General features: G+C 72.6%; 17 protein-coding genes and 1 pseudogene. 6 read left to right on the top strand and 12 right to left on the bottom strand.

Annotation, left to right across the window (positions count from 1 at the left end):
• Positions 1-21: 21 nt before the first annotated feature.
• From G3A44_RS00090 to G3A44_RS00055, 8 genes are all read right to left on the bottom strand, one after another.
• Positions 22-2,040, bottom strand: a complete 2,019-nt coding sequence (locus G3A44_RS00090) for an ABC-F family ATP-binding cassette domain-containing protein (RefSeq protein WP_163455453.1) — start codon at positions 2,038-2,040, stop codon at positions 22-24.
• Positions 2,037-2,936 (bottom strand): class I SAM-dependent methyltransferase, encoded by a 900-nt coding sequence (locus G3A44_RS00085; RefSeq protein WP_163455452.1) that lies wholly within the window; start codon positions 2,934-2,936, stop codon positions 2,037-2,039. The genes G3A44_RS00090 and G3A44_RS00085 overlap by 4 nt, the downstream gene beginning before the upstream one ends.
• On the bottom strand, positions 2,933-3,829 hold the full coding sequence (gene prmB / locus G3A44_RS00080) for a 50S ribosomal protein L3 N(5)-glutamine methyltransferase (protein ID WP_163455799.1): 897 nt from the start codon (positions 3,827-3,829) through the stop codon (positions 2,933-2,935). Before prmB ends, G3A44_RS00085 begins: the two co-directional genes overlap by 4 nt.
• A 116-nt stretch (positions 3,830-3,945) precedes the next feature.
• Positions 3,946-5,103, bottom strand: a complete 1,158-nt coding sequence (gene dapE / locus G3A44_RS00075; RefSeq protein WP_163455451.1) for a succinyl-diaminopimelate desuccinylase — start codon at positions 5,101-5,103, stop codon at positions 3,946-3,948.
• Positions 5,104-5,288: 185 nt separating this feature from the next.
• Positions 5,289-6,557, bottom strand: coding sequence for a PilT/PilU family type 4a pilus ATPase (locus tag G3A44_RS00070; RefSeq protein ID WP_163455450.1), 1,269 nt, complete (start codon positions 6,555-6,557; stop codon positions 5,289-5,291).
• 43 nt (positions 6,558-6,600) lie between these two features.
• Positions 6,601-7,431 (bottom strand): 2,3,4,5-tetrahydropyridine-2,6-dicarboxylate N-succinyltransferase, encoded by an 831-nt coding sequence (gene dapD / locus G3A44_RS00065; RefSeq protein WP_163455449.1) that lies wholly within the window; start codon positions 7,429-7,431, stop codon positions 6,601-6,603.
• Positions 7,432-7,482: 51 nt separating this feature from the next.
• On the bottom strand, positions 7,483-8,682 hold the full coding sequence (gene dapC, locus G3A44_RS00060; protein WP_163455448.1) for a succinyldiaminopimelate transaminase: 1,200 nt from the start codon (positions 8,680-8,682) through the stop codon (positions 7,483-7,485).
• Between the two features lie 44 nt (positions 8,683-8,726).
• Positions 8,727-9,638: a DMT family transporter gene (locus G3A44_RS00055; protein ID WP_163455447.1), complete on the bottom strand. Its 912-nt coding sequence runs from the start codon at positions 9,636-9,638 to the stop codon at positions 8,727-8,729.
• Positions 9,639-9,739: 101 nt separating this feature from the next.
• Between G3A44_RS00055 and G3A44_RS00050 the strand changes: the two genes are divergently transcribed.
• From G3A44_RS00050 to G3A44_RS00040, 3 genes are all read left to right on the top strand, one after another.
• Positions 9,740-10,732 carry a quinone oxidoreductase family protein gene (locus tag G3A44_RS00050; RefSeq protein WP_163455446.1) on the top strand — a complete coding sequence of 331 codons (993 nt, stop codon included), beginning with the start codon at positions 9,740-9,742 and terminating at the stop codon, positions 10,730-10,732.
• Between the two features lie 48 nt (positions 10,733-10,780).
• A complete protein-coding gene (locus G3A44_RS00045; protein ID WP_163455445.1) occupies positions 10,781-11,326 on the top strand; it encodes a hypothetical protein in 546 nt (181 codons plus the stop codon).
• 105 nt (positions 11,327-11,431) lie between these two features.
• Positions 11,432-12,508, top strand: a complete 1,077-nt coding sequence (locus tag G3A44_RS00040; protein ID WP_163455798.1) for a CaiB/BaiF CoA transferase family protein — start codon at positions 11,432-11,434, stop codon at positions 12,506-12,508.
• 54 nt (positions 12,509-12,562) lie between these two features.
• Here the strand turns inward: G3A44_RS00040 and G3A44_RS00035 are convergent, their stop codons facing one another.
• From G3A44_RS00035 to G3A44_RS00020, 4 genes are all read right to left on the bottom strand, one after another.
• Positions 12,563-12,871 carry a GNAT family N-acetyltransferase gene (locus tag G3A44_RS00035; RefSeq protein WP_163455444.1) on the bottom strand — a complete coding sequence of 103 codons (309 nt, stop codon included), beginning with the start codon at positions 12,869-12,871 and terminating at the stop codon, positions 12,563-12,565.
• A gap of 188 nt (positions 12,872-13,059) precedes the next feature.
• Positions 13,060-15,183 carry a prolyl oligopeptidase family serine peptidase gene (locus G3A44_RS00030; RefSeq protein ID WP_163455443.1) on the bottom strand — a complete coding sequence of 708 codons (2,124 nt, stop codon included), beginning with the start codon at positions 15,181-15,183 and terminating at the stop codon, positions 13,060-13,062.
• Between the two features lie 56 nt (positions 15,184-15,239).
• Positions 15,240-17,522, bottom strand: a complete 2,283-nt coding sequence (locus G3A44_RS00025) for a prolyl oligopeptidase family serine peptidase (RefSeq protein ID WP_163455442.1) — start codon at positions 17,520-17,522, stop codon at positions 15,240-15,242.
• A gap of 61 nt (positions 17,523-17,583) precedes the next feature.
• Positions 17,584-18,147 (bottom strand): YaeQ family protein, encoded by a 564-nt coding sequence (locus G3A44_RS00020; protein ID WP_163455441.1) that lies wholly within the window; start codon positions 18,145-18,147, stop codon positions 17,584-17,586.
• Positions 18,148-18,330: 183 nt separating this feature from the next.
• Here G3A44_RS00020 and G3A44_RS00015 point away from each other — a divergent pair, with 183 nt between their 5' ends.
• The 3 genes and pseudogenes from G3A44_RS00015 to G3A44_RS00005 all read left to right on the top strand — a co-directional run.
• The gene (locus G3A44_RS00015) at positions 18,331-20,385 is read left to right on the top strand and encodes a sensor histidine kinase (RefSeq protein ID WP_163455440.1); all 2,055 of its coding nucleotides are present in this window, start codon (positions 18,331-18,333) and stop codon (positions 20,383-20,385) included.
• Complete coding sequence (locus G3A44_RS00010) at positions 20,382-21,086, top strand: response regulator transcription factor (RefSeq protein WP_163455439.1); 705 nt, start codon at positions 20,382-20,384, stop codon at positions 21,084-21,086. The genes G3A44_RS00015 and G3A44_RS00010 overlap by 4 nt, the downstream gene beginning before the upstream one ends.
• A 273-nt stretch (positions 21,087-21,359) precedes the next feature.
• Positions 21,360-24,236 (top strand): annotated as a pseudogene (locus tag G3A44_RS00005) (hypothetical protein); the annotation flags it as partial.

Below are 24,236 nucleotides of genomic sequence, written 5' to 3'. Positions count from 1 at the left end.
TGGCCGGTGAGGGGTGGGGCCTCAACCCTCGGCCTCAATGGCTTCGAGTTGCTCGTGCAGTTCCAGCCAGCGCTCCTCCATCGCCGCCACCTCGGCCGCGATGTGGTTGAGCTGGCGGCCCGCCTCGGCCATGTCGGGGCCAGCCACCTTGCCGGCCACGATGTCGGCCTCGATCTGGTCACGCTCCTTGACCAGCTTCTCCATGCGCTGGTCGATCTGGGCGATCTCGTGGCGCAGCGGGCGGGTGCGGGCGGCCAAGGCCTGGCGGGCGGCGGCGGCAGCTTTGCGGTCTTCACGGCCACCGGCCTTGGGGGCGGCCACCGGCGCGGCGGCCGGAGCGCTGGTCGACACCACGGCCGCCGCGGCCGGGGCCGGGGTGGATTTGGCGGCGGACGCCTTGCCGGAGAGGGCGCGCTGCGCCTCGCGGCTGCGCTCCAGCAGCCACTTCTGGTAGTCGTCCAGGTCGCCGTCAAAGGGCTTGAGAGCGCCGTCGGCCACCAGCCAGAACTCGTCGCAGGTCTCGCGCAGCAGGGCCCGGTCGTGGCTGACCAGCATCACCGAGCCTTCAAACTCGTTGAGCGCCATGGACAGCGCCTCGCGGGTCTGCAGGTCCAGGTGGTTGGTCGGCTCGTCCAGCAGCAGCAGGTTGGGGCGCTGCCACACCAGGCTGGCCAGCACCAGGCGCGCCTTCTCGCCGCCCGACAGGGTGCCGATGGGCTGGTGGACCATGTCGTCCATGAAGCGGAACTGGCCCAGGAAGTTGCGCAGGTCCTGCTCGCGGCCCTCGCCGCCCAGGTGCGCGGCGCTGGCCTTGGCCAGGCGCACCATGTGCTGCAGCGGGGTGTCGTCGGCGTGCAGCAGGTCCATCTCCTGCTGGGCGAAGTAGCCGATGGCGAGGCCCTTGCCTTCGGTCAGCGTGCCGGCCAGCGCCGGGTGGGCGCGGGCGATGGTCTTGACCACGGTGGACTTGCCCTGACCGTTGGCCCCCAGGATGCCGATGCGCTGGCCCGCCAGCACGGTGCGGCTGATGCCGTGGACGATGGGCTTGTCGCTGCCGTCCTCGTTGGCGCCGACGTAGCCGCACTGCACGTCGCGCATCGCCAGCATGGGGTTGGGCAGGCTGACGGGCTCGCGGAACTCGAAGCTGAAGTCGCTGGCGGTAAGCACGGGTGCCAGCTTCTCCATGCGCGCCAGGGCCTTGACGCGGCTCTGCGCCTGCTTGGCCTTGGTGGCCTGGGCCTTGAAGCGGTCGATGAACTTCTGCAGGTGGGCGATGCGGTCTTGCTGCTTGGCAAACGCCGCGGCCTGCTGCTCCATGCGCTCGGCGCGCATCTCTTCGAAGCGGGTGTAGTTGCCGCCGTAGCGGGTCAGCTTGGCCTCGTCCAGGTGCAGGGTGACGTTGGTGATGGCGTCCAGGAACTCCCGGTCGTGGCTGATGACCAACAGGGTGCCGGCGTAGCGCTGCAGCCAGCCTTCCAGCCAGACCAGGGCGTCCAGGTCCAGGTGGTTGGTCGGTTCGTCCAGCAGCAGCAGGTCGCTGGGGCACATCAGCGCCCGGGCCAGCTGCAGGCGCATGCGCCAGCCACCCGAGAAGCTGTTGACCGGGGCCTCCAGCTGTTCGGTGCGGAAGCCCAAGCCCAGCAGCAGGGTCTGTGCACGGGCCGGAGCGTCGAACACGCCGGCCTCGTCCAGTGCCATGTGGGCCAGGGCGATGGCTTCGCCGTCGTCCCCGGCCTCGGCGGCGGCCAGCTGCGCCTGGGCGTCCATCAGGGGCAGGTCGCCTTCCAGCACGAAGGCGGTGGCCGGGGTGTCCACCTCGGGCATGTGCTGGGCCACCTCGCCCAGACGCCACTTGGCCGGGATGTCGAAATCGCCGGCATCGGCATGCAGGCGGCCGGCCAGCAGGGCGAACAAGCTGGACTTGCCGGCGCCGTTGCGGCCGACCAGGCCGACCCTCTCGCCGGGGTTGAGGGTGACGGTGGCGCCTTCAAGCACCACTTTGACGCCGCGGCGCAGCGTGAGGTTCTTCAGCTGGATCATGTCAGCTCAGCAAAGGGCCGCGCACGGGCGCTGACCAGGAGGAAGTGGTGGGCCAGCGGCAGCAGGCCGTTGGCGTCGAGGTGAGGGGCAATGCCCAGCAGCCAGCGTGCACGGGCACCGGGCGCTTCGGCACGGGGATGCAGGTGCAGGTCGTACATGCCGGTGAGCCAGTCCCAGGTGGCTTCAGGCGTCCAGCGGCTGTGGGCCCGCAGCGGGGTGAAATGCAGCGCGTCGAAGGCGGGCGCGAGCATGGGGGTGAGCGTCTGCGGGTCCCGCCAGCGGCGACCTTCGAAGCGCACCTCTGCCCACGGCGTTGCGCGTGGTGCCGCTTGCAGGGCCGCTGCCAGTGCTTGGTACACCGGCGGCGGCGGCTCGCCCGGGGCCGGCGCCAGGGGCAGTAGGGCCAGCAGGCGTCCGCCCGGGGCCAGCACACGGGCCAGTTCAGCCACCACCGCCTCGGGTGGGCTCATCAGCATGAGCGCCATGTGGCTGATGACGGCCGCCAGGCTGCCATCTGCCCAAGGCAGCTGCTGGGCCCGGGCCTGGGTGAGCCCCACGTCGCCGGCCAGGCCGGCACGGGCGGCCTGCAGCTCGCCTCGGCTGAGGTCTGCACCCAGCAGCAGGCGTCCTGCCGCCGTGCCCGGGTCAAGGCGTTCCTGCAGGCGGGCCAGGAGGTGGCCATCACCGCAGGCCAGGTCCAGCACCGGGCCCGGCGGCAGCTGGGGCCAGGCCGTGCACAAGGCGTCCAGCAGTGCGTCGTAGGTGTCGGCATGGCCGGTGCCACCGGCCACGGGGGCGACGGGCAGACCGGCGAAGGCGCGCGGCGTGCCGCCGGGCGCCCGGTCATGGAAGTCGGCCAGGAAGCGTTCCAGCGCCGGGAGCGTGGGCGGGCTCATGCCTGCGCCAGCAAGGCCTCGCGGCTGGTCAGGAGCACCTGGTCGTCGCCGGCGGTGCAGGGCAGCCAGAGCACTTCCAGCGTGGGAAAGGCGGCCTCGAAGAATTCGCGCTCGTGGCCGATCTCCAGCACCAGCAGGCCGCCTTCGCTCAGGTGGGCGGGGGCTTGGGCCAGCAGCGGGCGGATGAAGTCCATGCCGTCCTGGCCGCCGGCCCGGTTGCCGCAGAGGGCCATCTCGGGCTCGGCCCGGTATTCGGGCGGCAGGGCGGCCATGCTGCCGGCGTTGACGTAGGGCGGGTTGCAGACGATGAGGTCAAAGGTCTGGCCCGCGACGGCGGCCAGGCCGTCACCGGGGTACAGCCGGATGCGTTCGGTCAGCCCGTGGCGCTGCAGGTTGAGCGCGGCCACGGCCAGGGCGTCGGCAGAGAGGTCGGCGGCGCTTACCTGGGCCTGTGGCCAGGCCATGGCGCACAGCACGGCCAGGCTGCCGTTGCCGGTGCACAGGTCCAGCACGCGGGCTCGGGGGCCCAGGGCGTCCACGTCGATCCAGGCGTCGATCAGGCCTTCGGCCAGCACCTCGGCAATGAGCGAGCGCGGCACGATGACCCGCTCGTCGACGGTGAAGGGCACGCCTTGCAGCCAGGCTTCGCCGGTCAGGTAGGCGGCGGGGCGGCGGCTGCGGATGCGCTCGTCCACCAGGGCCAGGGCGCGGGCGGCGTCGGCCTCGGCCACGGGCTGTTCGGCCACATCGTCCAGGGCGTCCAGGGGGTGCTGCAGGGCCCACAGCACCAGCCAGGCGGCCTCGTCAAAGGCGTTGGTGGTGCCGTGGCCGTAGGCCACCTGGGCCTGGTCCAGCCGTTCGGCGGCCTGCTCAACCAGTGCGGTGACGGTCATCAAGGGGGTGGTGCTCATGGGGAAGGCGTGAAAACAGACGCGTCAGGACAGGACCGGCACGGCCCGGCGCTCAGGAGCACGCCCACGGCTGCCGGTCTGCAGCGGGTGAGGCAGGCTCACGCCGCCGTGGCCGGCAGCAGGCGGTCCAGCACGCCGCGGTAGATGGCCTGCAGGGGCTCCACATCGGCCACGTTCACGTGCTCGTCGATCTTGTGGATGCTGGCGTTGACGGGGCCGAACTCCACCACTTCGCGGCAGGCCTTGGCGATGAAGCGGCCGTCGGAGGTGCCACCGGTGGTGGACAGCTCGGTGTGCAGGCCGGTCTGGGCGTGGATGGCCTCCTGCAGGGCCGTGACCAGGGGCCCCACTGGGGTGAGGAAGGGTTCGCCACCCAGCGTCCAATCGATGCGCCATTGCAGTTCGTGGCGGTCCAGCACGCGGGCGACGCGGGCTTTGAGCGCCTCGGGCGTGGAGGCGGTGGAGAAGCGGAAGTTGAAGTCCACCAGCATCTCACCCGGGATGACGTTGGTGGCGCCGGTGCCGGCGTGGATGTTGGAGACCTGCCAGGTGGTGGGCGGGAAGTATTCGTTGCCCTGGTCCCAGACCGTGGCCGCCAGCTCGGCCAGGGCCGGTGCGGCCAGGTGAACCGGGTTCTTGGCCAGGTGCGGATAGGCCACATGGCCCTGCACGCCGGTGATGGTGAGCCGTCCCGAGAGCGAGCCGCGCCGGCCGTTCTTGATCATGTCGCCCAGCTTCTCGACCGAGGTGGGCTCGCCGACGATGCAGCAGTCCAGCGGCTCCCCCCGGGCCTGCAGGGCCTGGACGACCTTGACGGTGCCATCGACCGAGGGACCTTCCTCGTCGGCGGTGAGCAGGAAGGCGATGCGCCCGGCGAAGGCCGGCCGCTGGCGGGCGAAGCCCTCGGTGGCCACCACCATGGCGGCCAGGGAGGTTTTCATGTCGGCGGCGCCGCGGCCATAGAGGCGGCCGTCGCGGTAGCTGGGCACGAAGGGGTCGCTGCGCCACTGGGTCAGCGGGCCGGTGGGCACCACGTCGGTGTGGCCGGCAAAGACCACGGTGGGGCCGGGTTGCCCACCGTCCAGCACCGCCCACAGGTTGCGCACCCGCAGGGTCTCCGGTCCGAACCACAGGGTTTCACACTGGAAGCCCAGGGGCTCCAGCCGCTCTTGGATCAGCGCCTGGCAGCCCTGGTCGTCTGGCGTCACGGAAGGGCGGGCGATCAGGGCCTCAAGCAGGCGCAGGGTGTCGGACATGGAACAACCGGAAGGCGGCGGGCGCAGGGGGGTGGAGGATCGCCCGGGGCCGGCGGGGCCGGCGCGCTGGGCGCAGGGAGGAGAAAGAGGGGGCGGCGGGCTCAGGGCGACACGACGCCGCGCGGGGACGGGACCGCCGGCGTGGCGGGCCCCGGGGACCGGGAGCGCTTGGCGGAGGGACCCCTTCAGCGGCTGCCGCCGGGCTTGGCCGGTGCAGCGGGGTTGAGGTTGAAGCCGGTGCCCGCGGGCGAGCGCTTGAAGGTGGGCGTGCCGGCGGGCGCTGTCGTCAGGTTGGCTGCCGGCGGGGTGGGTGGCACCACGTCCAGGGCGATCTCGGTGAAGGTGGCGGTGTCGGGCTCGGGCTTGGGCGGGGTGACGCGCGACTGCTGTGTGGTGTCGTTCTGCAGACGCCAGAGCAGGTTGGTGGGCGAGTCGGCCTGGGACAGTGCCTCCTCCTTGGTCACCACGCCTTGCTTGATGAGGCGGGCCAGGTCCTGCTCGAAGGTCTGCGAACCCTCGGCCAGGGACCGCTCCATGGCCTCCTTGACGTTGTTGAAGTCGCCCTTCTCGACCATCTCGGCCACGAGCGGCGTGTTGAGCAGCACCTCCACCGCCGGTGTGCGGCCGCCGTCGGGTGTCTTGAGCAGGCGCTGGGACACCACCGCCTTGAGGGCCGAGGACAGGTCGGCCAGGAGCGGCGGCCGCGCCTCGGGCGGGTAGAAGGACAGCACCCGGCCCAGGGCGTGGTAGCTGTTGTTGGCGTGCAGCGTGGCCATCACCAGGTGACCGGAGAGCGCGTAGGAGATGGTGGCCGTCATCGTCTCGCGGTCGCGGATCTCACCGATCATGATCACGTCCGGCGCCTGGCGCATGGCGTTCTTCAGGCCGATGCCCAGGCTGGCGGTGTCACGGCCGACCTCACGCTGGTTGACGATGCTGCGCTTGTTGCCGAACAGGAACTCGATCGGGTCCTCGATGGTGAGGATATGGCCCGAGAGCGTCTGGTTGCGGTGCTCCAGCATGGCCGCCAGGGTGGTGCTCTTGCCGGTGCCGGTGGCGCCCACCATCAGGATCAGGCCGCGCTTCTCCAGTACCAGCTGGTGCAGCACCGGCGGCAGGCGCAGGTGGTCCAGGCTGGGCACACGCACGGGGATGCAGCGCACCACTGCCGCGATGGTGTTGCGCTGCTTGAAGGCCGAGATCCGGAAGACGCCGACCTTGGGGATGGAGATCCCCATGTTCAGCTCGCCCTGCTGGTCCAGCTCCTCCATGCGCACCGGCGTGAGCACCTCGGCCAGCATGGCACGGGGCATCATCGGCGGCAGCACATGGTCGGTCACCGGCACCATCTGGCCGTTGACCTTGATGAGCACCGGGGCGTTGGCCGAGAGGAACAGGTCGGAGGCGCCACGCTCGGCCATGAGCGTCAGCGCGCGTTGCATGTTCAGGCTCATCGGCAGGGGCTCCCGGTGCGGTCTGGAGGGCGGGCGGCGGCGATCAGTCGCGCAGCAGCTCGTTGATGCTGGTCTTGCTGCGGGTCTGGGCGTCCACGCGCTTGACGATGATCGCAGCGTACATGCTGTAGTCCTGGCCGGCGGCGGTCTTCTTGGGCAGGTTGCCGCTGACCACCACCGAACCCGAGGGCACGCGGCCGTAGCTGATCTCGCCGGTGGCGCGGTCGAAGATCGGGGTGCTTTGGCCGATGTACACGCCCATGCCCAGCACCGAGTTCTCTTCCACGATCACACCCTCGACGACTTCGGAGCGGGCGCCGATGAAGCAGTTGTCCTCGATGATGGTTGGGTTGGCCTGAAGCGGCTCCAGCACGCCGCCGATGCCCACGCCGCCCGACAGGTGCACGCCCTTGCCGATCTGTGCGCAAGAGCCCACGGTGGCCCAGGTGTCGACCATGGTGCCTTCGTCCACGTAGGCGCCGATGTTCACGTAGCTGGGCATCAGGATGGCGCCCTTGGCGATGTAGCTGCCGCGGCGGGCCACGGCCGGCGGCACCACGCGGATGCCCATGGCGGCCAGCGCGGCGGCGTCCATGCCCGAGAACTTGGTGTCCACCTTGTCGAAGAAGGTCAGGTCACCGGCGCCCAGCGGGCGGTTGTCGTTCAGGCGGAAGGACAGCAGCACCGCCTTCTTGATCCACTGGTGCACGGTCCACTGGCCCACGCCTTCACGGGTGGCCACGCGCAGGGTGCCGTTGTTCAGGCCGGCGATCACGGCGTCCACGGCCTCGCGCACCTCGCCCTGGGTGGCGGTGTTCAGGGTGGCGCGCTGTTCCCAGGCGGCGTCGATGATGGCTTGCAGTTGTTGGCTCATGGTCGGGGGTGTGTAAGCGGTGGGAGGGGATGCGGCGCAGGCCGCACCGGGTCAAAGGGCGGCGGCGTAGGCGCGGGTGAAGGCGACGATGCGTTCGGCCGCCTCGCGGCACTCGGCCTGTTCAGCCACCAGCGCCATGCGGATCCGGCCGGCGCCGGGGTTGGCGCCGTGGGCCTGGCGGGCCAGCAGGCTGCCCGGCAGGACCGCCACATTGTATTGAGCCAGCAGTTTCAGGCTGAAGTCGACGTCATCGCCCCCCGGCACGCCCGCCCAGAGGTAGAAGCCGGCGTCGGGCAGGCGCACGTCCAGCACCTCGGCCAGCAGCGGCGTGACGGCGGCGAACTTGGCGCGGTACTCGGCCCGGTTGGCCACCACATGCGCCTCGTCGTTCCAGGCGGCGATGCTGGCCTTCTGGATCGTCTGGCTCATGGCACTGCCGTGGTACGTGCGGTAGAGGAGGAAGGCCTTGAGGATCTTGGCATCACCCGCCACAAAGCCCGAGCGCATGCCCGGCACATTGCTGCGCTTGGACAGGCTGGACAACATCACCAGGTTGGTGAAGTCCCGGCCCAGCAGCTTGGCAGCTTGCAGGCCACCCAGCGGCGCTTCGTCACGGAAGTAGATTTCCGAGTAGCACTCGTCGCTGGCGATCACAAAGCCGTGGCGGTCGCTCAGCTCGAACAGCAGCTTCCACTCGTCCAGAGGCATCACCGCGCCTGTGGGGTTGCCGGGCGAGCAGGCGTACACCAGGCGGGTCTTGGCCCAGGTGGCCTCGTCGATCTGGCGCCAGTCGTTGGCGAAGTTGCGCGCCGGGTCGGAGTTGGCAAACACCGGACGGGCGCCGCCCAGCAGGGCCGCACCTTCATAGATCTGATAGAACGGGTTGGGGCAGACCACCACCGCATCGCGCTCGGCCGGGTCCAGCACCGTTTGCGCCAGGGAGAACAGCGCCTCGCGCGAGCCATTGACCGGCAGCACCTCGGTGGCCGGGTCCAGGTCCAGGTCGTAACGGCGCTTGACCCAGCCCGCCACCGCCTGCCGCAAAGACAGCTCACCGATCGTCGGCGGGTAGCTCGCCAGCCCGGAGAGCGAGCCGCACAGCGCCTCCTCCACCAGCTTGGGCGCCGGGTGCTTGGGCTCGCCAATGCCCAGGCTGATGGGCCGCAACGCCGGATTGGGCGTGATGCCGCGCGTGAGTTCGCGCAGGCGTTCGAACGGGTAGGGGTTGAGCGTGCCGAGCAGGGGGTTCATGGGGGCGGCATTATCGTTGCCACCGTGGTGGTGTGCTGCGCGGCTTACCGCCTCGACGACACCACAATCCCGCCCACGATCAGGCCGAAGGCGGCGGCGTGATACCAGTGCGGGGCCTCGCCCAGCAGGGCGGCTGAGAGGATGGCCGCGAACACCGGCGTGAGGTTGACGAAGAAGCTGGCCACCGCGGGGCCGACAGTGGCCACCCCCAGTCCCCAGGCGCGGTAGGCCAGCAGGGACGGGCCCACCGCGACGTAGAGCAGGATCAGCACCACCTGTGGCGACCACTGCCAGCGGGCGTCGCTCACGGCCAGCTCCACGCCGGCACTCAGCCCGCACCAGGCCAGGCCAAAAGCCGTTTGCACGGCCAAGAAGCCGGCCCAGTCCCAGTCAGGTCGCTGGCCGGGCTGCATGTGCGCCGGTGGGCGGGCCAGCAGCCAGCTGTAAAAGGCCCAGGTCAGGATGGCCAGCAGCATGAGCAGGTCACCCGGCACGAACTGCAGGCGCAGCAGGGCGGCCGGCTCGCCGCGTGAGATCACCAGGCACACCCCCAGCAGGGACAGGCCCGCCCCCAGCAGCTCGCGGCCGCGCGGGCGCTGGCCGTAGCACAGCGCGCCGATGCCCAGCATCCACACCGGAGAGCTGGCGGTGATGAGTGTGGCGTTGAGCGGCGAGGAGGTGTGCAGCGCCATGTACTGCAGCGCGTTGTAGCTGCCCATGCCCAGCAAGCCCAGCAGGCTGAGGTACTTCCAGCGCAGGCGCAGGGCGCCCGGATCACGGAAGGCGGCGCGGCCCAGCGGCCACAGCAGCAGCAGCGCCAGGCTCCAGCGCACGAAGTTCATGGCCACCGGGGGCATGGCGCCCACGGCCAGTTTGCCCACGACCGCGTTGCCGGCCCACAGCAGCGGGGGCAGGGTGAGCAGCAGGGCCAGGCGCAGGGTGAGGGGATGGGACATCGTGTGGGGGCAAGCGGTGGTTGACGTGCGCGTCAACCCAAAGGCTGGCACGATACCGCAGCGATCCTGAACACCCGCTCAACAACCCCGGAGACTCCCACATGACCCTGAGCAGCCGCACCGTGCGCATCGACGCCTTTGGCGGACCCGAGAACCTGAAGCTCGTGGAGCTGCCTGTGGGCGAGCCCGGGCCGGGCGAGATCCGCATCCGCCACCATGCGGTCGGCCTGAACTTCATTGACGTATACCAGCGCACCGGCCTGTACCCCAACGCCCTGCCGCTGGCCCTGGGCATGGAAGGCGCGGGCGTGGTGGAGGCTGTGGGCGAGGGCGTGGGCCACCTGGCCGTGGGCGACCGTGCGGCCTACGCCAGCATGCCGCCGGGCAGCTACTGCGAGCGGCGTGTCATGCCCGCGCGCTGCGTGGTGCGCCTGCCCGAGGCCATACCCTTTGAGACCGGCGCGGCCATGATGCTCAAGGGTCTGACGGTGCAATACCTGCTGCGCCAGACCCAGCCTCAGGGCGGGCTGCAGGCGGGCGACGCCATCCTGTTCCACGCCGCCGCCGGGGGCGTGGGCCTGATCGCCTGCCAGTGGGCCCGGGCCATGGGCCTGCAGCTCATCGCCACCGCCGGCAGTGACGCCAAATGCCAACTGGCGCTGGAGCATGGCGCCAGTCACGCCATCAATTACCGCACCGAGGACTTTGTTGCCCGCGTCAAGGCCATCACGTCCGGCCGCGGCGTCAAGGCCGTCTACGACTCGGTGGGGGCCGACACCTTCATGCGCTCGCTGGACTGCCTGCAGCCCTTCGGTTTGCTCGCCAGCTACGGCAACGCCTCGGGCAAGGTGTCGCCGGTGGACATCGGCCTGCTGGCGGCCAAGGGTTCACTTTATGTCACACGTCCGACGCTGTTCACCCACATCGCCACCCTTGAGCGCACCCAGGCGATGGCCGATGACCTCTTCTCCATGGTGACGACCGGCGCGGTGAGCGTGCGCATCGACCAGCGCTACCCGCTGGATCAGGTGGCCCAGGCTCACCGTGACCTGGAGGCCCGTGCCACCACCGGCTGCAGCGTGCTGCTGCCCTGACGGGCCCCTGAAGGGGCGGCGTGGCGCCATGGAGAAAGGAAGCCCGCGATGCCCCTTGCCGATGAAGACCTGAAATCCCTCACGCCGGCCCAGCAGCAGGCGGAGGCCGACCGTCTGTTCGAACTGGCCGGCCGCGTGGCCCGGCAGCAGGCTGACCGCTACGCCGGCCTGCCCGAGAACGGCGTGCCCGCGGCCATGGCCGCGGGCGACATCGAGTACCTGGCCACCCGGCTGGCGCTGGCCGAAGGCCAGCTGCAGGCCGAGCGCCTGGACCTGGTCTGGATGGCGCCGGGCCAGGCCCCCAACCCGCGCGAGGTCATGCGGCGACTGCAGGCCATCTGCCGGCACCGCAGTGGCCTGTTCGACGCAGTGGTCACGGCGGCCGTCACCCACCCCGGGGTCCCGCCCGAGCGGCTGGCCCAGGCCCTGCTGGCCTGCCGCCCCGACCTGGCGCCCTATCCCTTGGAAGACGTCACCAGCTTGGTCAAAGCCAGCCTGAACGGCGGCCGCGATGGTTTTGAGGCCGTGCTGCGCACCCGCAAGAGCAGCGATCGCAAGGTGGCGGGCGGCTTCAGCTGGGTCAAGCCCGATTGAAGACGGTGCCTGGCGCGGTCACAGTGGGTGGGTCCGCGTCCCGTGCGCGCCTTGCACCACCGTGCCATGTCCATCGCCCTTTCCACGCCGCCGCCCTTGTCCCCCATGCCTGCGGCCCTGGCCGCCAGCACGCCGCTCAGCCGTCCGCTGTCGGGCGTGCAGGTGCTGGAGTTTGAGGGCCTGGGGCCGGGGCCCCTGGCCGGGCGCATGCTGGCCGACCTGGGCGCACAGGTCCGGGTGCTGGTGCGGCCCGGGCCGGCCGTGGTGGCCGAGCAGCTGGGCGGACCGGGCGAGAACCCGTTGCGCCGCGGCAAGCAGGTGGAGGTGCTGGACCTCAAGCGCCCGGAGGGCCTGGCCCGTGCCCGCGCCCTGGTGGCGCAGGTGGACGCCCTGATTGAAGGCAACCGCCCCGGCGTGATGGAGCGCCTGGGCCTGGGCCCGGCCGATTGCGCCGCCCTGAATCCGCGGCTGGCCTACGGCCGCATGACCGGCTGGGGTCAGCAGGGGCCGCTGGCCACTGCCGCTGGTCATGACCTCAACTATGTGGCCCTCACCGGGCTGCTGGGCCTGGGCCGGCCGGCCCCACAGGCGCCCCAGGTGCCGCCCACGGTACTGGGCGACGCCGCCGGTGCGCTGGGCCTGGCCTTCGGGCTGGTCAGCGCGGTGCTGGCCGCCCGGGCCGGCGGACCTGGGCGGGTGGTGGACGCGGCCATCGTGGACGTGGTCAGCATGCTGGGCGGGCTGGCCCACTGGATCCACGGTGGCGGGCAGCTGGGGGGCGCGCGGGCGGACGGCCGGCCCAGCCCTTTCCACGATTCGCCCTTCTACGACAGCTACCGCTGTGCTTGTGGCGGTTGGGTGACCGTGGGCGCGCTGGAGCCGCCCTTTTATGCCCAGCTGCTGCAGCGTCTGGGGCTGGACGATGTGGACCCGGCCGCCCAACACGACACCGCCGCCTGGCCGGCGCTCAAGGCCCGGCTGGCGGCTGTGTTTGCGCAGCGGCCGCGCACGCACTGGCAGGCACTGCTGGAGGGCAGCGACGTCTGCTTTGCCCCGGTGCTGGGGCTGGAGGAGGCACCCGACCATCCGCACCACCTGGCCCGGGGCAGCCTCAGACGTGACGCCCAGGGGCGGGTGGAGGCGGCGCCGGCGCCGCGCTTCCTGCCGCTGGGGCCGGGCTGAAGGGCAGCCGAGGGGGGGCCGGCGCGGGCAGCGGGCGGTTGCCCGCCGCCCGGCTCAGTCGGCCAGCAGGTCCTGGGTTTCAGGGTGGCGGCGCATGTACACCACCGCATAGCTGCAGACCGGGCGGACCTTCAGGCCCTGGGTGCGGGCGTGGTCCAGGGCGGCGGTCATGAGCTGGGCGGCGATGCCGCGGCCTTCCAGGGCGCGGGGCACGCCGGTGTGGGTCAGCGCCATCACCGCGCCCTCCAGGCGGTAATCGGCCACGCAGCGCAGGCCATCCACCTCGGTCTCGAAGCAGCACGCTTCGCGGTTGTGGATGATGAGCCGTTCGGAAGAGGGCACGTCGGGCGGCAGGTAGGACATGGGAGCGGAGCGCAGGCAGCGGATGAATCTTGTGGCGGGGCGGAGGTGCCGACCCAGCAGCGACCTCCTGCCTGCAAGCTTAGCCGCGGCCCGCAGGCCTTGCAGCGCGACCGGACCCGGCCCCTGTGTCAAAAAGGCGACAGTTTGGTGACCGCTGCCGGTGGTGCCGCGGCAGGACGCCGCCCAGGTCAGCGCGGACCCAGCACGCGCAGGAGAAAACCGTACTCCAGCGCCTGCCGGTCGGCGATCTGCGCGTTGTCTGCGCCCCCGCCATGGCCGCCCTCCATCAGCTCGTGGTAGAGCACGGGCTGTCCCAGGCTCAGCATCCGGGCGGCCATCTTGCGGGCATGGGCCGGGTGGACCCGGTCGTCCCGTGTGGAGGTGACGAGCAGCAGCGGCGGGTAGCGCACGCCCGGACGCAGGTTGTGGTACGGGCTCAGCCGGCTGAGGTAAGCCCAGTCGGCTGGGTCGTCCGGGTCGCCGTATTCGCTCATCCAGCTGGCACCGGCCAGCAGGCGGTGGTAGCGCTTCATGTCCAGTAGCGGCACCTGGCAGACCACGGCATCGAAGAGGTCGGGCCGCTGCACCATGACCGCGCCGACCAGCAGGCCACCGTTGCTGCCGCCTTGGATGCCCAGGCGGCCGGGCGCGGCCAGGCCGCGCCGTCGCAGGTCCTCGGCCACGGCGATGAAGTCGTCATAGGCGCGCTGGCGCTGCCCGCGTAGCGCGGCTTGGTGCCAGGCCGGGCCGAATTCGCCGCCGCCGCGGATGTTGGCCACCACCAAGCGCCCGCCCTGCGACAGCCAGGCCCGGCCGGTGCCGCCCAGGTACCAGGGCTCCAGGCTGACTTCAAAGCCGCCGTAGCCGTACAGCAGGCAGGGCCGGTCGTCCCCGGCCGGGTCCCATGCCGGGCCGATGACGAAATAGGGCACGGCCGTCCCGTCGGCCGAGCGGGCATGGGCTTGGTGCACGCTCAGCCCGTCGGCATCGAAATGGGCCGGCCGGGCGCGCAGCGGGCGCAGCGCGGCGTCGCCTTGGCCGGCGGCCACGGCGTCCAGGTCCAGGGCCAGGAGGCGCTCGGGTGTCAGGAAGCCGGTGGCCGTGACCAGCAGCGTCTCGGCCCAGGGGTCGTGGGCCAGCTGCGGGTCGTACAGCGGCTGCAGCGCCAGGGTGCCGCCCTCAGGCAGCGGCAGGGCCAGGCGCTGCCAGGGCAGGGGAGCGGCGTCCGCCGGGCCCGGGTCGGCAGGCCAGAGCATCTCGGCGCGGTGCGTCACCTGGTCCGACAGGGTGAGCACCAGGCGCTGCGCGGTGCCAGCCCAGGTCTGCAGGGCGCAGGTGGGACTGGGCTGGAAGAGCGCCTGCAGGCCGTCGCGGCGGCCGGCCAGGTAGTCCTCCACCGGAGCCGCCAGCAGGCTGCCGGCGGACCACTGCCGCCCAGCCACGGACCAGTCCTCGCGCAAGTGCAGCAGCAGCCAACCGTGCCAGAAGCCCAGGCCGGCGCTTTCGGGCTTGTCCACCGGGCGGGCTTGGCCGTCGTGCCACAGGTGCTCCCGGGTGGTGAAGAAGGCCGGCGCGCTGCCCAGCACCACACGCGGGGGCTGCGCGCCGTGGTCCACCCAGGCGTGGGCGGCCACGTCCTGCGGGTCGGCGGCCAGCCAGCAGGGCGCCTGGTCCAGTGGGGTGCCGCGGGTCCAGCAGCGGATCTGCCGCGGGTAGCCCGAGTCGGTCAGGCTGCCCGGGCCGGTGTCGGTGGCCACCAGCACACGGTCCTCGTCCAACCAGACCACGCGGCTCTTGGCTTCGGGCAGCTGGAAGCCCTGGGGCAGGAACTGCCGGCTCGCCATGTCGAATTCGCGCAGCACCGCGGCGTCGGCGCCACCCCGGGAGAGTTCCACCAGGGCCCGCTCGGAGCCTGGACCGCAGCGCAGGGCGCCGTGCCACACCCAGGGCTCGCCCTCCTGGGCGGCCAATGCGTCCAGGTCCAGCAGCAGCTGCCAGTCGGGGTCGGCGGCCTGCAGGTGCTCGCCCACCGGGGCGCGCCGCCACAGGCCGCGGGGGTGGGCGGCGTCGCGCCAGAAGTTGTAGACCCAGTCGCCGCAGCGCGCCACCGCCGGGATGCGGGCCTGGTCGTCCAGCACGGCTTGCAGCGCGGCGCGGCGCGTGGCAAAGGCCTCGTCCTGCGCCAGGGCCTGGCGGCAGGCGGCATTGCGCTGGCGCACCCAGTCCAGGGATTCGGGCGCGTCCAGCGCCTCCAGCCATTGCCAGGGGTCTTCGGCGGCGGGGTCCAGGGGAAGGGGCAGGAGGGGGTCCATGGGGGCCTTGCAGGGAAGAAAAGGGCAGCGGGCGGACGTCGCAGCGCAGGGCGGGTTCAGCGCGGGCCGGGCGGCCCGCCCAAGTGGCGCCAGAGGAAGCTGTAGCTCAGGGCAAGCTGGTGGGCGAGCTGTGCCGGGTCGGCGCTGCCGGCGTGGCCGCCCTCCAGGCGTTCATGCAGCCAGGCGGGCTGGCCCAGGGCTTGCAGCTGCGCGGCCATCTTGCGCGCATGGCCGGGGTGCACCCGGTCGTCCCGGGTGGACGTCAGCAGCAGCAGGGGCGGGTAGGCCACGCCGGCGCGCAGCTGGTGGTAGGGGCTGTAGCGGCGCAGCGCGGCGCCCTCTTCGGGGTCGTCGGGGTGGCCGTACTCGCCCACCCAGCTGGCGCCGGCCAGCAGCAGGTGGTAGCGCTGCATGTCCAGCAGCGGCACCTCGCAGATCACGGCATTGAACAGCTCGGGCCGCTGTGTCATGACCGCGCCCACCAGCAGGCCGCCGTTGCTGCCGCCCTGGATGCCTAACTGGCGCGGGGTGGTCAGGCCGCGGCGCACCAGGTCCTCGGCCACGGCGATGAAGTCGTCAAAGGCGCGCTGGCGCCGGGTCTTGAGGGCCGCCTGGTGCCAGGCCGGGCCGTATTCGCCGCCACCGCGGATGTTGGCCAGCACAAAGCGGCCCCCCTGGGTCAACCAGGCGCGGCCGCGCACGGCGGAGTAGAAGGGGTCCTGGCTGACCTGGAAGCCGCCGTAGCCGTAGAGCAGGGTGGGGCGGGGCCGGCCGTCGCGGGGGCCCACCAGGAAGTAGGGCACCTGGGTGCCGTCGGCGCTGCGGGCGAAGGCCTGCTCGGCCTGCAGGCCCTGGGCGTCAAAGAACTTGCGCCGGGAGCGCAGGGTGCGCCGCCCCCGTCCGTCGCTGCCGATGCGCAGCTGCTGGTTGGGGGTGAGGAAGTCGACGTATTCCACCAGCAGCTGCTCGGCCAGCCGGTCGCGGGCCATGGGCAGTTGGGGGTCGCGCAGGGCCTGCACCCGCAGGCTGCCGGGGTGGGGCAGGGGCAGACGCTGCAGGGGCCAGGCGCCGCGGGGCACGGGACGGGCCACTTCCAGCCGGTGGGCCACGTCGTCCTGCACCTGCAGCACCAGGCGGCTGGCGGTGGCCACCCAGTCGCCCAGGAAGCGGCGGGCACTGGGCTCGAACACCGCTTGCCAGGCCGGAGCGGCCGTGTCGGGGCCGGCCTGCAGCCACCCGGCCAGCGGGGTGGCCAGCAGCACGCCGGCGGGCCAGTCGCGGCCACCGGTGCGCCAGGGTTTGCGGGTTTCCAGCAGCAGCCACTCGCCCCAGAGCTGGGGCTCCGCGTGGTCAGGCAGGTCCAGGGCCAGGGGAGGGCGCTGGGGCTGGTCGGGCCACCACAGCGCGCTGCGGGCGTGGAAGAAGTCGGTGTGCACCGTCAGCAGCACCACCGGCCGGTGCGCGGCGCGCTGCACCCGCGACGAGATGGCCACATGGTCCACCGCCGCCTCGTGCAGCAGGCGGGCCTGGTCCAGGGGTTGCCCGCGGCGCCACAGACGCACCTGGCGCGGGTAGCCAGAGGTGGTCAGCGTGCCCGGGCCGAAGTCGGTGGAGACCAGCACCTGGTCGTCGTCGAGCCATTCCAGGCCGCCCTTGGCCTCGGGCAGGCGAAAGCCGTCGGGCACGAAGTCCCGGCGCGCCAGGTCGAACTCGCGCACCACCAGGGCGTCGGCGCCGCCACGGGAGAGCGACACCAGGGCCCGGGACCCGCGCAGGGCGGCGCCCTTCCAGACCCAGCCGGTGCCGTCCTCGCGCCCCAGGCGATCCAGGTCGAGCAGGGGCTCCCAACGTGGTTCGGGCCGTTCGTAGTCCTCCACGCGGGTGCGGCGCCACAGGCCGCGGGGGTGCTCGGCGTCCTGCCACAGGTTGTAGACGTGGTCGCCGCTGCGTTGCACGGCGGGGATGCGCTGGCGGTCGTGCAGGATGTCCAGGAACTCCGCCTGCAGTGCCCCCAGCGTGGGGCCGTGCGCCGGAGGCTGGGCCAGCGCGGCCTCGGTGCGGGCGTTCTGTCCGCGCACCCAGTCCAGGGCCTGGGGGGCTTCCACCGTTTCCAGCCACTGCCAGGGGTCGGGTGTCTGCGGCCAGGCAGGGGGCAGCGGCGAAGGCGCCGACGCGGCCGGGGCCGGGGCCGGTACGGCCTCGGTGGATCCAGCGGCACCGGCGGCTCCCCCCAGGCCCAGCGCCGCGGTGGCGCCCAGCCAGTGGCGGCGGGTGAAGAGCGGGGCCGACGGGCACCCGGCGGATGCGCCATGGCGCAGGTGGGGCTGGCGGGGGGGCATCGGGTTTCCTGCGGACATCGGGGGGCAGGCCCTGGCGGGCTCGAGGGGGGCCGCTGCGCCCTCAGGCCCGGCCGCGGGCCTTCAGGCAGACCGGTTCCAGGTGGACCGAGTCCTGGCCATTGCCCACAAAGATACCGCCGTCCTGCACGGTGATCTGCAGCTGCATGCTGCGTTGCGCCAGGGCCGCCAGCTCCTTGCTGCTGCTGGTGGGCACCTGCCACACCTCCAACCGCTCCAGCCGGCTCACCTTGCCTTGCAGGCCCTGCCACCAGATGGGGGTGCTGCTGCCGTAGGCCCACAGGCGCACGGCCTCGGCCCGGCCGCAGGCCTTGGCCAGGCGGCGGTCGTCGGGCTGGCCCACCTCGACCCACTGCACCAGGTCGCCAGTCAGGTCCTTCTGCCACAGGTCGGGCTCGTCGGTGTCGGACAGGCCGCCGGCGAACTCCAGGCGGCCCCGCAGGTCGTCGGCCGGCACGCACAGCGCAAAGGCCAGCAGCCGCATCATGAGGCGTTCATCGGTCTCGGAGGGGTGCAGGGCCAGCGTGAGGGCGTGGTCGGCATACAGGTGCCGGTCCATGTCGGCGATCTGCAGCTGGGCCTTGTAGATGGTGGACTTGAGGGCCATGGGGGCTTTCGGGGTGGCAGGCACGGGGCCCGGCATCTTGGGACGGTTTTCACGGCGGCGCCGTGGCTGTCAGGCATTGTCAGCCAGCGGCGGCAGGCCGCTGCTATCGTGACTTTCATGATGAGGGGCGCAGCAGCAGGCGGGAACGGTCGGCTGGCGGATCCGCCAGGGTCGCCGGCGGCGGTGCCGCCGTGGGCGGCCTGGGCCGGTCTGGCGGTCCTGCTGTTGTTCCTGCTGGGGGTGCGCTGGGCCGGCGCGCTGCTGGAGGGGCCCGGCGCGCGGGGCCTGGCGGGCCCGTCCACGGGGCTGGCGCTGCCGCAGGCCGCGGGCGAGGCCGGGCCGGTGCTGGCGCTGCAGGCCGACGGCGGCGGGGCGGTCGAAGTGGCCCAGGCCCTGTCTTGGTGGGCCGACCCCACCGGGCAGGCCGATGCGGCGCCACTGCTGGGGCCGCAGGCGCCGGCCTGGCGGCCGGCCCGGGGGGTGGTGTCACTGGGCTACCAAGACGGGCCGGTGTGGCTGCGGCTGCGCCTGCTGCGCGACGCCGAGGCCCCGGCGGTGTGGTGGCTCAAGCTGCCGCGCGGCTACCTGGATGAGGTGCGCCTGCTGCATGTGCGGCCCGGCGGACAGTGGGAACCCGAGCGCGTGGCCGGAGACCGGGTGGCGCCCCAGGGCGCGCTGCCGCTGGCGGTGCCCAGTTTCGAGCTGCTGCTCGACGAGCCCGGCGTGCATGTGCTGCTGCTGCGGGTGCAGTCCCGCAGCGCCCTGTCATTGCCGGTGACCCTGCTGCCCCGCGACCGGGGCCTGGCTGCGCTGGGGGCGGCGCAGCTGCTGGCCGGTGCGGTGACGGGGGCCTCGCTGCTGCTGGTGGTGGGGGCGCTGCTGGGCTTTGCCGGGCTGCGCGCCCGGGTCTACCTGCTGTTTGCGGCCTTTGTCGCCGTGGACGGCCTGGTCTGGCTGGGGGTGAGCGGCAGCCTGCAGCACCTGCTGCCGCTGGGGCCGCCCTGGGCCGACCGCCTGGTGGCGGTGGGGGTGCCCATCTCGGCTGCGCTGGGCCTGTTGATGCAGTGGATCGTCTATGGGGCGCACCGCGACTTTCCGGGCATGTGGCGCGCGGGCATGGCCATGGGAGGGCTCTTCCTGGGGCTGGCCCTGCTGCAGGCGCTGGAGCCGGCCTTCAACCCCACGCCCTGGGTCATGCATGCCCTGCTGGCCGGGGCCCTGCTCAGCGGGGCGCTGGGCGGCATGGCGACCTGGCGCCAGCGTGGGGTGATGCGAGGCCTGGCCCTGCTCATGGGCCTGTCCTCGGCCCTCACCGCGCTCAACGCGGTGGTGCTGCTGGGCTGGTGGCCGGTCAGCGCACTCAGCGAGGCCTCCTTCGCCCTGTCCCACCTGTCGCTGGTGGTGGTGGCGGTGGCCCATTTGGTGGTGCGGGCGGTGGAGTCCCACCGCCAGCGGCAGCAGGCGGAGGCGCGCGCCGCGCAGGCCGAACAGCGGCGCGAGTCCGAACAGCGCCTGCGCGAGGAGAAGTCGGACCTGCTGGCCATGATCGCCCATGAGGTGCGCACCCCGCTGGCGGTGATCGACGCCTCCATGCAGAGCCTGGCCGTGCTGGATGCCGAGATGCCGCGCGAGCGGGCGCGGCGCCACGAGCGCATCGGCCGCGCCCTGCAGCGCCTGGGCAGCCTGCTGGACTTGGTGGTGCAGCGCGACCGGCTGGACGTCAGCCAGTGGTCGCAGGATCTGGAGCTGCTGGCCCCGCAGGCCTTGGCCGCGGCCTTGCTGGCCGACCTGGGCGAGGACGCCCAGCACCGGGTGAGTCTGCATGCCGAGGACGCCTTGCCGCCGGTGCGGGGTGACGCGCGCATGCTGCGCCTGGCCCTGAGCAATCTGGTGGGCAATGCGCTCAAGTACTCGCCGGCCGGCCGACCGGTGGGCCTGTTTGTGCGGCGCCTGGACTGGCCGGGCCGCCCGGGTGTGGCCTGGACGGTGGTGGACCAGGGCGCCGGCATCCACCCCGAGGACCACGAGAAAGTCTTTCGCAAGTACTACCGCGCCGCCGAAGGCAGCGATGCCCCGGGCCTGGGCCTGGGCCTGTACCTGGTGCGCCAGATTGCCGAGCGCCACGCCGGGGCGGTGCGGGTGCTGCCCACCGTGGCCGGGCAGGGCGCCAGCCTGGAGCTGTGGGTGCCGCTGCAACCGCCGGCGGCTGCCGTGGCTCCCCCGGAGGCCGCGGCATGAGCACGGTCAAGGTCGTGCTGGTGGAGGACAACCCCGACCTCTCCGACGAGCTGTGCTTCCACCTCGAGCGGCAGGGCTTCGAGGTGGCTGCCTTCTCCCAGGGCGTGGCCCTGAGCCGATGGCTGGAGCGCCACACCCCGGACGTGGCCCTGCTCGACATCGGCCTGCCCGGCGAGGACGGCCTGAGCATCGCCCGCCGGCTGCGTCAGGCCTACCCCGGCCTGGGCATTGCCATGTTGACCGCGCGCGGGGGCGTGGAGGACCGCATCGCCGGCTTCCAGGGCGGGGCCGACATCTACCTGGTCAAGCCGGTGGACTTCCGGGAGCTGGCCGCGGTCGTGCACAGCCTGTGGCGCCGCGCCCGCCAGCCCGAACCCCCGGCCCGGCCCGATACCTGGCAGCTGGACCTGCAGACCAGCACCCTGTATCCGCCGCAGGGCGAGCGCATCCTGCTCACCCCCACCGAGTTCCAGCTGATGAAATCCCTGATGGCCGCAGCCCCCGAGCCGGTGCGCCGGGGCGAGCTGGCCGCGGCCATCGGCCACCCGGAGTTCGACTACGACTTCCGGCGTCTGGAGACGCTGATGAGCCGGCTGCGCCGCAAGATCGAGCAGACCTTGCCCGATCTGCCCTGCCCGCTGCGCAGCGCGCGCAACGTGGGCTACGCCTTCGCCGCCCCGCTGCGCGACTGGCAGGCCTGAAGGCCTTCTGCTCCCCGGCAGTCCAGCCATGACGGTGGGGCTGGCCGCCCCCCCCACCGCCGCTATCGCCCGCAACGCCAGCGCCTGCGACAGGGGCTCGGCTGCCACAAACCGCACGGTCCGTGGAGAAGCGCCGGGGAATGTCAGGTTTTGACAGCCTTGGATCTGGAGAGGCCCCCTAGCCTGTGGGGTATTGGCTGGTCATGGCCCCGGGAGGGCCGTGCCTGCCCGCATCGCACCCCGAGACACCCCCAGACACCACCCAGAGGCAACATGGCTCAACGTTCCAGCTCCCTGCAGTTCGGTTTTGGTCAAGAAGCGTCCACCGCAGGCGCGGGCGCCGCCCCCGCCGACCAAGCCGACCTCGGACAACTCCTCAGCCAGGCCGTCAGCCTGTCGGCGGACGGCGGCGACCTGCTGCTGAGCCTGGCCGACGGCCGGGCCGTGCGCCTGCAGGACGTGCTGGACGATCCGCAGGCCCTGCAGCAGCTGCAGGCCGTGCTGGACCCGCTGCAGTTGCAGCAGCTGCTGGCCCAGGCCGACAGCGGGGCGGCGCCGGTGCTGCTGGCGCAGGCCGGGCCGTCGCCCGCGGCGGCGCCCGCGCAGCCCGACACGCGCGTGGTGGGCACGGTGCAGGAGGCCAGTGGTGCGGCCAAGGTCCTGCGTAACGGTGCGGAGGTCTCGGTCTCGGTGGGCGATGCCTTGCTGTTGGGGGATGTGCTGGTGGCCGGCAGCGGCACCGTCAAGGTGCAGCTGCTCAGCGACGGGGGCCAACGTGCCTTGCTGGCCCTGGGTGAGCAGGCCCGCGTGGCCCTCAACGACGCGGGTACCGGCGGTGGCGGCCGCCAGCTGGCCATCAAGGTCGAGGCCGGCGCCGTGGCCCTGGACGCCCAGGGCGAAGCCCTCTCTCGCCTGAGCCTGGACACCCCCGCCGGTCAGCTCCGCAGCACGAGCACCGGTATCGGCGTCAACGTCAACGCCCAGACCGGCGAAACCACCGTGCTGACCCTGGCCGCCGGGGCTTCGGGCGCGCAGGCGCCGGGCAGCGTGACCCTGGTGGGCAATGCCGGCAGCCAAGCCCTGAACGTGCCGCGTGAAGGCCTGGTGCTGGGCACCAGCGGCGGTGCGTCTGCCACCGAGGCCGCCGCCGGCACCCCGGCCACTGGCGGCACCACCGCGCGCAGCGAGCAGACCCAGCCCATCACCAGCCTCTTTGCCAGCCAGGGCGGCAACAGCGGCGATGCTGCCAGCGCCAACGCCAGCACCGGCACCAGCACCTCGGGCAGCGTCCGGGGGGGCGAGGGCTCGCGCGGCGGCCCGGCGGTCGGCCAGGTCAGTGCCGACGCGGGGGCGGCCGTCTCGGGCACCGGCGCGGCCGCCGGCGGCACGGGGGGGACCGGCGGCGCCAGCCTCAGTGGCGGCACCTTCTCAGGGACCAGCAGCAGTTTCAGCGGCCTCAACAGCGGCGGCAACGCCGGCAGCGGCAGTGCCCTGGGCACTACCACCACCACCACGGGCAGCACTGGCAGCACCGGTGGCGGCACCGCCACCACCGGGGGCGGCTCCAGCGCCGGCGGGACTGGCGGTGGCTCGGAGACCACGCCCACCGTCATCCCGGCCGTCAACCTGTCGGCCCCCAGCGCCCGGGTGGATGAGCAGGCCGGGCCGGTGCGCTTTTTGGTCAGCCTCAGCTCGGCCACTACCCAGCCGGTGGTCGTCACCCTGAAGGTCGAGTCCAGCGACGCCCGCGTGGCCAGCACCACCCTGCAGCTCACCGTGCCCGCCGGCAGCACCTCGGTCGAGGTCAGCCTCCCCATCACCGGCAACACCGTGCGTGATGCCCAGGGCACTGTCACCCTCACCATCGTCAACCTGCTCAACGGCACCTTCGGCACCGCCAACGCCCAGGTGGCCTTGGTCGACGAATCGCCCATCTCCGGCGGCCAGACCTCAGATACCGTGGCCGGTGGTGGTGGTGGCGACACCCTGGACGGCGGGCAGGGCAATGACACCGTGGCCGGCGGCGCCGGCAACGACAGCTCGGCCGGCGGCGACGGCGACGACACCGTGGCCGGCGACGAAGGCGACGACAGCGTCAGCGGCGGTACGGGCAACGACTCCACCGACGGCGGCGTCGGCGACGACACCGTGGACGGCGGTGCCGGCAACGACACCGTGAGCGGCGGCGAAGGCGATGACAGCACCGACGGCGGCGCTGGCGATGACGCGGTGGACGGCGGCACGGGCGACGACACCGTGGATGGCGGTGCCGGCAACGACACCGTGAGCGGCGGCGAAGGCGATGACAGCGCCGCCGGTGGCGAAGGCGACGACAGCACCGACGGCGGCGCTGGCGATGACGCGGTGGACGGCGGCACGGGCGACGACACCGTGTCTGGTGGCGCCGGCAACGACGCGGCCGAAGGCGGCGAAGGCGATGACGCCGTGGACGGCGGCACGGGCGACGACACCGTGTCTGGTGGCGCCGGCAACGACGCGGCCGAAGGCGGCGAAGGCGATGACGCGGTGGACGGCGGCACGGGCGACGACACCGTGTCCGGTGGCGCCGGCAACGACGCGGCCGACGGCGGCGAAGGCGATGACGCCGTGGACGGCGACACGGGCGACGACACCGTGTCCGGTGGTGCCGGCAACGACGCGGCTGGCGGCGGCGAAGGCGATGACGCCGTGGACGGCGGCACGGGCGACGACACCGTGTCCGGCGGTGCCGGCAACGACGCGGCCGACGGCGGCGAAGGCGATGACGCCGTGGACGGCGACACGGGCGACGACACCGTGTCCGGTGGCGCCGGCAACGACGCGGCTGGCGGCGGCGAAGGCGATGACGCCGTGGACGGCGGCACGGGCGACGACACCGTGTCCGGTGGCGCCGGCAACGACGCGGCCGACGGCGGCGAAGGCGATGACGCCGTGGACGGCGGCACGGGCGACGACACCGTGTCTGGTGGCGCCGGCAACGACGCGGCCGACGGCGGCGAAGGCGATGACGCCGTGGATGGCGGCACGGGCGACGACACCGTGTCCGGTGGCGCCGGCAACGACGCGGCTGGCGGCGGCGAAGGCGATGACGCCGTGGACGGCGGCACGGGCGACGACACCGTGTCCGGTGGCGCCGGCAACGACGCGGCC

Source organism: Ideonella livida (genome assembly GCF_010499455.1).
GTDB lineage: Bacteria > Pseudomonadota > Gammaproteobacteria > Burkholderiales > Burkholderiaceae_C > Ideonella > Ideonella livida.
The sequence above is the reverse complement of the archived record's forward strand: the minus strand, read 5'-3'. Positions and strand labels throughout refer to the sequence as shown.